Below are 10,352 nucleotides of genomic sequence, written 5' to 3' on the forward strand. Positions count from 1 at the left end.
AAAGACAGGCTCCTTCTCACCCACCTCTGCAGATACGATGAGGGAAAACAGGGCCGGGTCTCGATGACGGAAAACCATACAGGCAGGGAGTTCTTGCTTCACCTCCATTTGTTGGAGTAGGTGCCGTGAAGGGTGGCTCCTACGAGCCTTGTACCGAAGAGTAATTCTAATCTTTTAAATGCAGTAACCCTATTGTATCTTTTGTATTAATCGTTTGGAATCGTAAGTTCGTGCAGCTGTCTTTCCAGATTACCTCTGGCAACCGGTGAGAGAAGGGGATCGGCCAATGTTTTCTCTAAGCGTTCCCGCTGCTCTTTCCTGAATTTCAAGTTGGACTCCCTCTTTTTGCGGAGAGCTGTCAACTTCTTCCGAACCTGCTCATCTAGCTCATCAAAATTATTCATTGTGCACCTCGTCTCAAGTATAACATAACGGACTTATCCCTTGATGGCTACTTTAAGTCTATCATGGGCGGCTCAGTGTTTCTATTTGGGCGTAGATTCCATTTAACTTATGAGTATAGATTACGTCTAACCTATTGAAGGGTTCTAGCGTATATATACAAATAGGGTATTTTGAGATACTTTCTACTACGCTCTATTTTAGCTTCTTTTTTACATTGCCTTTGACTTTTATCTCACTGCTGTGTAAATAGACTGAATACTCTCTGTGTCATTTGAAAACCCATTCAGGAAAAAATATGTATTTGAACATCGCAACGCTTGTCTGGCTTCAGGAAGAGGCGCTCTTTTCCACATCTGAACACGTTACATCATGGCACGTAACATTGGACATGTTTCATGGCAACCTGGCGATGTTTCTTTCCATTTTTCTGTATAATGTCTGTGTTCTACTTGCCTGGCAAGCACACAGCCGAGAACGATGGGCACGCTTTGCTGGAGCCTCGATGTTTGGCGTTGTCGCTTCTAGTTATAACATATTTGTCACTATAACCGGATGGGATGAGCCAACTGCCACCGAGCTTCCTCTATGGATACAAACGGTGGTCCTTCTCTTTGGTGGTGTACTCTTTGGTTGGCCCCTGATACGCCAATATGCCTGGCTGGCACGTCAGCAACACTGGTATGGTCGCCTTGTTTATGGCATTCTCCCGCTCTTGATCCTCCCTGCTTTCCCATTAATCAAAGCAGCGCGTATCAACAGTTCAAGCGCCAATGTTCCTTCTGTGATGGTAAATTGGAAAGAGTTACTCATTTTAGAGATACTCTTGTGGGTACCCATCCTCCTGTATGAAGCGGTGAAACGTGACATGTTCACCATTCTCTATACAAAAAGCAAAAACTGTCCCTTTCTCTGGCGTAAAGAACCATAAGCAGAGACATCCTATCTGTTGTTGCTAGCAACTGATGTGTGTGGTACCAGCCGAAGCGTTAAGACGATTTTACTTTATTGTCAACAAGCTCATTTTTGGTATTGACGACTATAACAGCTTGCTGATGATCTTTTTTGCGATAGTACAGATCAAAAATGAAGATAATGCTGCTTGTGATTACCAGAAGAATAACTATTAACAGGGATAGATGAAAGAAATTCCAACCTATCTGTATAGTGTTAAGAGTGAGTAGCCAGGTCGCATGGTTAGCGGCTGCCAGCGTGGTCAGATCATCATGAAGCATAAGCGCACTGGTCCAGCCCAGTACGAAGGCTGCGATATCGAGAATCCAGCGCAGGCGTTCGATCAGGACAGAAACCACGGCACTACCCAGCATAAGAATGGTGATACTGCCGATCAGTCCTATGATCAAGGGCCAGATTTCCCCGTTCGCCAGGGCACCGACCGCGATGACATTGTCCAGGCTCATTGTGATATCAGCCAGGAGAATTGTCAGCAGTGCTGAAAGAAAGGCATTGTTGGTCTGTGTCCGGCGCTTGATAGGATCTAAATGGGATAGTTCGTCGGATTGTGTGGAGGAATCATTGCCGATTTGTGTGCGTTCACGGAGCAGTTTTTGGGCCAGGTAGAGCAGGACGATGGCACCCGCGATTTGGATAAAGGGAATGTTCAGTACAACAGACGCCAGCGCGGTCAAAATGATGCGCAATATCATCGCAACCAAACCACCGACCAGGATAGCGTACCAGCGCTGCCGCCGTTGGAGTCCTGCTGCTGCTGCACCTATGATCAGCACATTGTCCCCACTCAGGAACAGATCGAGCAAGAGGACCCCTCCCACCATACTTCCAAAAACAAAGGTATTCATCTGTGTCACTTCCTATGTTTCCTTACTAAGAGAAGTCTCCGCTTCTCTATACTGTGATCACCCCGGTCCTTTCTCTGTCCATTACATAACAGGGAAGAGGATCTTTTTCGGCCTGGAATTCAGTACTGTTATTGTTCTATGCCAATATGTGCCAAACCAGTGCCCTATACGGATAAACGCAGGATGTCTTCCATTCTCAAATCAACGTTTCCTCTAGTGGTTGCACACAGTGCTTACCGGAATAGCAACTGCTAAATGGGTGATACCCTTGTTGGTTCTCTGGCAATGAAGGTAGAATACAAACAAGGTGCAACCACATCATTATAGATATAAGGTACAGGATGTTTCGAAATTTAAGTGCGATTGAGATTGCTGAAGGCGCTCTACTGGCGGATATTGCCGTGGCGTTTCAGTTTCTCGCGACTTTTTTGCCCGTTGCTGCGCATTTTTTCTCCCTCTTAAATTTTACGGTTTTTACTATACTGGTTTTACGACGAGGAACCTACGTAGGCATTATGGGTATGTGCGTGTCGGTCTTCCTCTTATGTGTCTTGATTGGCCCACATGGCCTTATTTTAATGGTCACTGAAGGATTGGGTGGTCTTTTTCTGGGCTTTATGATGAAGCATCGCTTTCATCATCTACCGCTACTGCTGCTTGGTATCGTCGGGGGAACAATCTACACCTATGTGGGACTCCTGGCTCTGGCCTGGCTGAGCGGGATTCCCTGGCAGGTCACCCTGGAAAGCCTTCATCGCAGCTATCAAGCCTCGCTGGTTATTATTGCCTCGTTAACCCATCGGGTTGGATTGGGTGTGTTCTGGCAACGCGATATTCTTCCGCCGCTCAATTCCTTCGTGAATCTGGCCTTTGCCTACTGGTGGGTAGCGCTCTTCATTGGATTGCTGATCTTCTTTTGTCCGGCTGTGACGGCTATCTATGTGATCTCAAACTCCCTGGTACGCTTGCTTGGCTATGATGTACGCCCATTGGCGAGTGGAAAACTGAGACGTCAGATCCGCGGATGGAGGTGGCGTAAGCTCCGCCGGCGCGTGAAGAGGATGAAGCGCCGCAAGCAATGGAGTCGTGTTTGATGCTACAACCTTTGATTGACCTTCAGCAAGTGACCTATGCTTATCCAGTTCGGCCGGGTAGCGCACAGCAGGAATCTCCCGCTTTACGCAAGCTGAGCTTGCAGATTCAGCAAGGCGAATATGTGGTCATTCTGGGACATAATGGTTCTGGAAAATCCACGCTGGCTCGCCAGTGCAATGCATTGCTGTTGCCTGATCAGGGACAGGTGATTGTCGCGGGTATGGATACACGCGATCTCGCCAGCCACCCGGCCATTCGTGCGCGTGTGGGTATGATTTTTCAAAATCCCGATAATCAGTTGATCGCGACGGTGGTAGAGGATGATGTGGCCTGGAGCCTGACGGTACTGGGCTATTCCGCCTCTGAGATTCGCCAGCGTGTCAACGAGGCTCTGGAAGCTGTAGGGATTGCCGATTTGCGCGCCTTGCCACCGCATAAACTATCGGGTGGACAGCGCCAACGGGTTGCGATTGCTGGCATCCTGGCCCTGCGCCCGGACTGTATTATTGCCGATGAGGCGACCTCCATGCTCGATCCTGTCTCGCGGCAGGAGATGGGCAAGCTGTTTGCGCGCTTGAACCGCGACCTGGGCATCACCATTGTACAGGTGACCCATCTGCTGGAAGAAGCCGTCTATGCACAGCGCATTGTATTGATGGAACAGGGACAGATTGTACAAACAGGCCAGCCCGGCCAGCTTCTCTCAGATATCGAACGTTTGCGCGCCCTCAAGCTGATTATCCCTGATTCTTTGTCCCTGGCCGCTCGCTTACGGGCGGCTGGTTTTCGGATCGCAGAGGATGCTGTGACTGTAGAGCAGATTGCTCGGGAGATTGCTCGTGAATGATGTGATGATTGAGGTAGCGCATCTCTCGCATACCTATACCACGGCTCCTGTCAAGAAAAAAGCCCTCGATGATGTCAGTATGCAGATTCCGCGTGGCGAATGTGTGGCGGTCATTGGCTTTAATGGATCAGGGAAGTCAACGCTGGTACAACATTTTAATGGTTTGTTGCGCCCCACGCCGGGCTCGGTGCGCGTGGATGGTGTGGATGTCGGCGGTGCGCAGGTGAATCTACGGGCTCTGCGGCAAAAAGTCGGCATGCTTTTCCAATTTCCTGAGTCGCAGTTGTTTGCCTCTACTATTTATCAGGATGTCGCCTTTGGTCCACAGCGTATGGGACTTGGCCGACATGAGTTACGTGCCCGTGTGAAGCACGCCCTGGATATCGTGGGACTGCCCTTGCAAGACTATGGGCAACGCTCCCCCTTTGAGTTAAGCGGTGGGCAGCGGCGGCGCGTGGCGCTGGCAGGTATTCTGGCGATGACCCCGCGTGTCTTGATCCTGGATGAGCCTTCGGTGGGTTTGGATGGTGAGGGGCGGGCAGAGTTCTACGCCTACTTACAGCGTGTCCGACAAGAGCAAGGTGTGACCACGATCCTGGTTTCTCATGACATGGCCGAGGTTGCCGCTATCGCTGATGGGCTGTATGTGTTACATCATGGGAAGCTGGTCATGCAGGGAACGCCTGCCAGTGTCTTTGCGCAGAGTGAGCAACTCCGCCGTTGGGATTTGGCCGCGCCACCGCTGCATGAGCTATTGGCCGCGCTCCGCCAACGAGGCATAGCGCTTCCTGAGGATGTTATGAGTGTTGAGGATGCTTTTCACTTCTTGCAGCAGACGCAAAAGCAAAAGCAAAAGCAGCTTCCAGACGTCTCGTCCAGAAGCTGAGGCAGATCAATAGGCTATCTCGGTGGATAACATCGACCTGTAATCTTGTTCTGTGCTCATCCCGCTTGCTTTCGATTGCTATGAGGCGTTTGCATGCCGTACGACCTGGCACGGCTCGCTGGCGACATCATTTGAATCGGCATCCTGTGGATAAGGCACGCACCTGTCTTGTTCGATAGGAATTCGAACATTTGTATTATACACGACAGGACACTATAATACAAATGGCTCGGTCAGAATTAGAATGGTAATACGTCTATGCTAACGAATATGTCTCCGGGCATTTTTTATCCCGGTACTGGTCCACTGCACCGCTTACAGGCGCGTACCAAGCTATTGATGATTGGTTTGGCTGTGGTGGTGATGTTAATAGCGAACCAACATCAATGGCATTTTGCGCCTTATATTGTCGCGGTCACCTGGGTGCTCGGTAGCATCTTTGGCGCAGGGATCGGCTTGCGTGAATTGTGGCGACGGCTCTCATTTCTGCTTATGCTGGTCTTCTCCAGCCTCTTGTTCACCTTCCTGGGTGGATCTAGCAGTAGCCCTGCGGTATGGACATTGGGACCATGGTTGTTACGTAACGTCACTATCTCACATATCGCACTGTTTCTCGCTATTGGATGTGGCATCCTGGCCCTGGCATGCCTCCTGCCGCCGCTGGCGAAACGCTATCGCAGCCGTTTCTTCTTTCGCCTGTTGCGCAGTATCCTCATTCTAGTAACCTGTGGTGCGCTCCTCTTGTTTGGATGGACTATGGGCCTGCCGCCTCAGCACACAGTACCGTTGGGACCTATTATCATTACACGACAAAGAATCTGGATACTGGTCGTCAGTTTTGTTATCTTTATGGCGTTGTATACCTTTTCAACCCTGCTCACCATGACCACGAATCCAGTTGCATTGATTGAAGGCTTAACAATCCTACTTTCCCCGTTGAGACGTTTAAAGTTGCCGGTAGATGATTTTGCCTTGATGGCCTTGCTCGGTTTGCGCTTTATCCCCACCTTACTGGATGAAGTGGAGCAGTTGCAGAAGGCGCAGGCGGCTCGTGGCGCTGATCTGCTCCATGGAACGTGGCGTGAACGGCTTCAAAGTTTCTCCTCATTCTTTACCGCCCTGATACAGGGGACACTGCGCCGTGCCGCTGATCTGGCCACAGCCCTTGAATCCCGTGGCTATCGCAGCTCTGGTCAGCGTACCCTGCTCTATGAGAAACCACTGAGACGTTTAGACTATCTGATCTTGATCATCTTTGGACTCTCCATGCTCGGATCGCTCTTCTTTTGAGCCCTATACACCACCAGATCCAACAAATTCGCGTGAGAGCTAAGCATCAATGGTACCTGAGGACCAATGTAGTAGTGTTGTATGTCGATCTTCCTGGTCTTCAAAAATCATGTGTTGTCTCTGCTCCCTTACCTATCTGGCTGACCATTTCTTTGCGCTGGTAAAGATCCGCCAGCTTTCGTTGCAGCATGGTGAGTAGTGGATGTTCTCGTTTTAGCGTCTTTTCAATGATCTCTTCCGCCTGTTGACAGTATTGTTCGGCTTGCTGGAATTGATCACGCTCAAGACTCATTTCAGCGAGCTGTATGGCCCAATTCGCCAGGAGCGGATGGTGTTCTCCCAGCGCCTGTGTGCCGATACGCCATCCATGTTGCGCGATTTGTTCGGCGGCGGTATACAATTGACGCTGTTGATAGCTTTTCAGCAGCGTCATAAGTGCGTATCCTATTTGATAATGGCGGTGAGTTGGTTCCTGTTCCCACATCTCTATCGCCTGCTCCACCAGTTGATAACTCTCCCTGCTCTGTGCCACTGGTACCACTAATGGGCTGGATGGTTGGTACGAAGGATCTCGATCTCTGTTGACGGTCATCTTCCAGATAGCAAGTCCGCGCAGAATGAGCGTTTCCGCTTGTAGATAGTCCCCTTTGGAGCAAGCGAGGGAGGCAAGACTATTGATTGGATCAATCAGTTGAAAGTGTGTATCTCCGACCTCATGCTCAAGCAGGCGGGACGCGCGTTGTACATAGATCGCTGCCTGTTCTCGCTCAGCTGGCTGGCGAAGGATTGTTTCTGCCAATCCGATCAAGACAGGAACATTGTCAATGTGTTGGTGTCCCAGCAGTTGCTCCTGTATGTGGAGTGCCTGTTGATCATAGGTCTGTGCATCCTGGTAGCGTACGCGATGGAAGAAATAGCGCGGTTTTATGCAAGAGGGAAGTGAACTCCAGTGAATTTGTCTCCACTCCTCCTATGCTCAAGATATATGCGATATGTGGTACCAATTGTTCGCACCACGGCCATTGTTCCATCGTCTCCCCTTGACCGGGAAATGCCTGATTTAATGCATGGGTGATCTGCTTCATCCATATGCGCTGTCTATCCCTGGAGATACATTGTTTGATCGCGGCCTGTACGAGACGGTGAATGGTCAGCGTACGCGTCTGTGGCTGGCGCTGGATCAGCGAGTAGCGCAAAATATCTTTAATCGCCGCATTGAACTGCAAGAGAACATTATTGGTATCCTGTAAAGCAGACTGTGAAAAGAGACCCGCATATTCCGTCAACAGCGCTTCGGGGATTGCGTCGGGAGAGAGGAAGGCACACATGATCAAGAGATCGGCCGCCAGTGCATTGTTCATTTGAATATGTTCGAATGAAATTTCAAACGTTGTGATGACCGACAAGGGATGATCGGTATCTCCATCGCGCTGCCCGAAAATGGAAAGCTGAGAAGATTGCAGGATGTTGAGGAAGGGAAAAATTCCGCAACGCGTTGCTTCAATATATGCGCCTGCCTGATCAAGTGCCAGCGGCAGGCCATCTGTCATCTTCACAATTGTTTGTGCAGCCAGTTCCTCTGGTTGTTCCAGCCTGGGCTGCGACTCAGACTGAAGAGCATCGAGCGTGATCAGTTGGGCACGTCTGAGGAGAAAAAGGCGTCCCTCCTCGCTATTCATAGGATGGATATCGATTGTTTGAGCCATGGTGCCTATATCTTGTCGCCGCGTTGTGATCAATACGCCGCCACTGCCCAGTGTTGGTAAGACTGTTTTGAGTAGCGTCAAATCCTCAACATTATCGAAAATCACCAACCATTCCTGATGAGTGATAAGCCAGCGCTGAACGCGAGCAATAACCTGTGAGAATTCCTGTTCTTGTTGTTGCACCACACCCAGCATCCGAGCAATCGTATTAAAGCTGGCGCGCAAACGTTCATTTGTCTCGGCATCGACCCAAAAGATAATTGAGAATTTTTGGATAGAGCGATAGGCATATTCCAACGCAATTTGTGTTTTCCCCACGCCACCCAATCCCCGCAAGGCAACATAGCGGCGTGTCGTCGTGGCATCACTATATTGCAACAATTGATCCACCTGTTGCAGTATAGCCTCTCGACCAGTAAAAAAAGGATTGCGTTGATAGGACACACACCAGTATAAAGGCTCCCTGTGTTCTTCAGCGCGTGTTACAGGAAAAGAAGAAAACGCTCTACCATTTGTGGAAGGTACATCTTCTGTTGTACACAATTGCTCAAGTGCCTGGACCGAATTCAGTAAACCTAATTCTTGCTCGCTCTTATTAAAAAGGGTCGTGAGCTTAATGCGCAAATAGGGGCCAGGTTGCGCCTTTCTATGTTCCCAGCGTTTTACTGTGAGCACTGACGTCCCCAGTTGCTCAGCCAACTCTTTTTGGGACCAGTGGCGCCGATTGCGTTCCTCGCGTAGGCGATGATTTATCTTTGCATCCTCTGGCTGCGGCATGGTATGTTGATATCCTTTCAGCATTTCCCTGGCGAAATTATACAAGAGGATTATATATGAGAAACATAAAAAAAACCTATAGAATTGCTGAAAAACCTGTCTTGAAGAAATAGTGAAGACTTAGCATAGAGCGCGAAACAGCACTTGTGAACGCGCTATCCATGAGGAAGTTCGCTCCTATTGCCAGACAGCCTGGCCTGGATATGATGCCTATCTGGATGCCGGTGCGAGCACACACAATGTATTTGCACAGTTTGAAGCTGTATCTGCCGCAACTGTGCACTGGTAATGTGCGAAAATAATCGCTATCGATTTTACGGTTTAGCTATAGCAGTAATTGTATTTCATATAGCATTTTTCCTGAACAGATAGGTGTGTTTGAGGAAGGTGGCGAAGGCTTGCATTTCTTGCTGATAGAGTTTGAGTAATGTGGCCTGTACCTCAGGTGGGCGTTGTGGCTGGTAGTCGATGCCATGGGGTTGCAGACGACTCTGACCGAAACTGTCATTATGTAAATACAGTTGCTGATCATAAGGAGCATGATGCTCAAGATAGAAGGCTTCTAAAGCCTGATGAACCAGCCATGAGCCTTGATAATAAGCGACGCGCTCCTCCGCTGCCAGTTGGAACATTTCATGGGTGAGCTCGTTCAAAGTCTCCTGTGGTGCATGTTGCTCTTCAGCTTCTTGTAACAGTCTGCTGGCGGCAAGCGCTTTTTTGCGGATCATCTCCGTGTCTACTGCATGGAAATCTACCCAGGGGGCGGCATGTCCATGCTGCAAATGTCCTTCACAGGAGGAACTGGTTTCGACTCCCAGCACATTGAGAGCAGTAACCGCCTTCATGATACCTGGATCGATAGGTGTCCCAATAGGATCGGTTACGCGCTCTAACTGTTGCTCCATTTCCTGCCAGCGTGGGGGAAGTGAGAATTGCTGATCGGTCATGCATGACCCTTCTTTCTATGCATGGTGAGAAGAAACTTTCATCCGTCTACTGTATCTGCTATTACTATGACACATCTGCTAGAGTCAGACAAGCTTTCCCTGGTTTTTCCAATTCACCTGAAAAGGTGTGTCAGGGTAGAGGGTCAGATCCAGAGTATTCGAGAGGCATGGAAAACCAAAGTAGCCACCCTCGCTCTACGGAGGAATCATACGAGCATCATGCAGCGTGCTATAACTCTACCTCGTTCTAAGGGCAAGGTTTGAGTACAACTCCCCATAGAACGAAGGATGCTACTTTGGTTTCCTTGCAACTATTCGCTCAGTGAGATGCGGGCAACGATGGCGGTACTATTATCAGGACCGCCGCGCTCGTTCGCCAGGGCGATCAGGTGGGCTACGCATTCCTCGGGAGTGGATTGTAGAGTGGTATCTAAAATCTCTCCATCAGAGATGAGTTGGTTGACACTCCCTGGCATAAATGCACAGGGATTCTTCCTTCATCCATGAGACTTGCCCATCAGTCTCACAACTGAAAGGTAGCGGTCCACATGTCCAGAAGCGTTGCGCAAACCGAGGTTTGCA

The 10,352-nt window shown here is 49.5% G+C and carries 11 protein-coding genes; 5 read left to right on the top strand and 6 right to left on the bottom strand.

The features are described from left to right. Nucleotides 1–206: 206 nt before the first annotated feature. On the bottom strand, nucleotides 207–404 hold the full coding sequence (locus F1593_RS26075; protein WP_149404490.1) for a hypothetical protein: 198 nt from the start codon (nucleotides 402–404) through the stop codon (nucleotides 207–209). Nucleotides 405–700: 296 nt separating this feature from the next. Here F1593_RS26075 and F1593_RS26080 point away from each other — a divergent pair, with 296 nt between their 5' ends. Beyond that, nucleotides 701–1,333, top strand: coding sequence for a hypothetical protein (locus F1593_RS26080; protein ID WP_149404491.1), 633 nt, complete (start codon nucleotides 701–703; stop codon nucleotides 1,331–1,333). A 58-nt stretch (nucleotides 1,334–1,391) separates the two neighbouring features. Here the strand turns inward: F1593_RS26080 and F1593_RS26085 are convergent, their stop codons facing one another. After that, nucleotides 1,392–2,222 carry a YjbE family putative metal transport protein gene (locus tag F1593_RS26085; RefSeq protein WP_235932713.1) on the bottom strand — a complete coding sequence of 277 codons (831 nt, stop codon included), beginning with the start codon at nucleotides 2,220–2,222 and terminating at the stop codon, nucleotides 1,392–1,394. Between the two features lie 341 nt (nucleotides 2,223–2,563). On the opposite strand from F1593_RS26085, the gene F1593_RS26090 reads away from it, so the two are divergent. From F1593_RS26090 to F1593_RS26105, 4 genes are all read left to right on the top strand, one after another. Beyond that, nucleotides 2,564–3,316: a DUF2232 domain-containing protein gene (locus tag F1593_RS26090; RefSeq protein WP_149404493.1), complete on the top strand. Its 753-nt coding sequence runs from the start codon at nucleotides 2,564–2,566 to the stop codon at nucleotides 3,314–3,316. After that, complete coding sequence (locus tag F1593_RS26095) at nucleotides 3,316–4,164, top strand: energy-coupling factor transporter ATPase (protein ID WP_149404499.1); 849 nt, start codon at nucleotides 3,316–3,318, stop codon at nucleotides 4,162–4,164. Before F1593_RS26090 ends, F1593_RS26095 begins: the two co-directional genes overlap by 1 nt. After that, nucleotides 4,157–5,050 carry an energy-coupling factor transporter ATPase gene (locus F1593_RS26100; protein ID WP_149404494.1) on the top strand — a complete coding sequence of 298 codons (894 nt, stop codon included), beginning with the start codon at nucleotides 4,157–4,159 and terminating at the stop codon, nucleotides 5,048–5,050. The genes F1593_RS26095 and F1593_RS26100 overlap by 8 nt, the downstream gene beginning before the upstream one ends. A gap of 258 nt (nucleotides 5,051–5,308) precedes the next feature. Then, nucleotides 5,309–6,340 carry an energy-coupling factor transporter transmembrane component T family protein gene (locus F1593_RS26105; protein ID WP_149404495.1) on the top strand — a complete coding sequence of 344 codons (1,032 nt, stop codon included), beginning with the start codon at nucleotides 5,309–5,311 and terminating at the stop codon, nucleotides 6,338–6,340. A gap of 100 nt (nucleotides 6,341–6,440) precedes the next feature. Here the strand turns inward: F1593_RS26105 and F1593_RS26110 are convergent, their stop codons facing one another. From F1593_RS26110 to F1593_RS28705, 4 genes are all read right to left on the bottom strand, one after another. After that, nucleotides 6,441–7,148: a tetratricopeptide repeat protein gene (locus tag F1593_RS26110; protein WP_149404496.1), complete on the bottom strand. Its 708-nt coding sequence runs from the start codon at nucleotides 7,146–7,148 to the stop codon at nucleotides 6,441–6,443. Between the two features lie 64 nt (nucleotides 7,149–7,212). Continuing rightward, nucleotides 7,213–8,823: an XRE family transcriptional regulator gene (locus F1593_RS26120; protein ID WP_172632464.1), complete on the bottom strand. Its 1,611-nt coding sequence runs from the start codon at nucleotides 8,821–8,823 to the stop codon at nucleotides 7,213–7,215. Between the two features lie 344 nt (nucleotides 8,824–9,167). Then, complete coding sequence (locus F1593_RS26125; protein ID WP_149404498.1) at nucleotides 9,168–9,770, bottom strand: hypothetical protein; 603 nt, start codon at nucleotides 9,768–9,770, stop codon at nucleotides 9,168–9,170. 311 nt (nucleotides 9,771–10,081) lie between these two features. Next, nucleotides 10,082–10,246 carry a hypothetical protein gene (locus tag F1593_RS28705; protein ID WP_172632465.1) on the bottom strand — a complete coding sequence of 55 codons (165 nt, stop codon included), beginning with the start codon at nucleotides 10,244–10,246 and terminating at the stop codon, nucleotides 10,082–10,084. Between the last annotated feature and the right edge of the window lie 106 nt (nucleotides 10,247–10,352).

Origin of the sequence: Dictyobacter arantiisoli (assembly GCF_008326305.1) — a bacterium.
Classification (GTDB): domain Bacteria; phylum Chloroflexota; class Ktedonobacteria; order Ktedonobacterales; family Ktedonobacteraceae; genus Dictyobacter; species Dictyobacter arantiisoli.